General features: G+C 64.2%; 1 protein-coding gene. It reads right to left on the reverse strand.

What is annotated here, in order from left to right:
* On the reverse strand, positions 1–299 hold a 299-nt coding region (locus PA598K_RS24900; RefSeq protein ID WP_148091989.1), incomplete at both ends, for an alpha-L-fucosidase.

Below are 299 nucleotides of genomic sequence, written 5' to 3' on the forward strand. Positions count from 1 at the left end.
CCTGCCGCTTGCCATTAGGCCCCTCTCCGCATGCCCCGTCGAACCAGACCGCGAACAGCTCGCCGTAGCCGGTCAGTAGCTCCGTCAGTTGATTGACGAAAAACGCATTGTACGCCTCCGAGTCGCCATACGACGGCTCGTGACGGTCCCACGGCGACAGATAGACGCCGAACTTCAGACCAGCCTCGCGACATGCGTCGGCCACCTCGCGCACCAGATCGCCCTGGCCGTCCCGGAACGGGCTGCTGGTCACCGTATGGTCGGTATACCGGCTCGGCCACAGGCAGAAGCCGTCATGA

It is taken from the genome of Paenibacillus sp. 598K (assembly GCF_003851045.1).
Taxonomy (GTDB): domain Bacteria; phylum Bacillota; class Bacilli; order Paenibacillales; family Paenibacillaceae; genus Paenibacillus_D.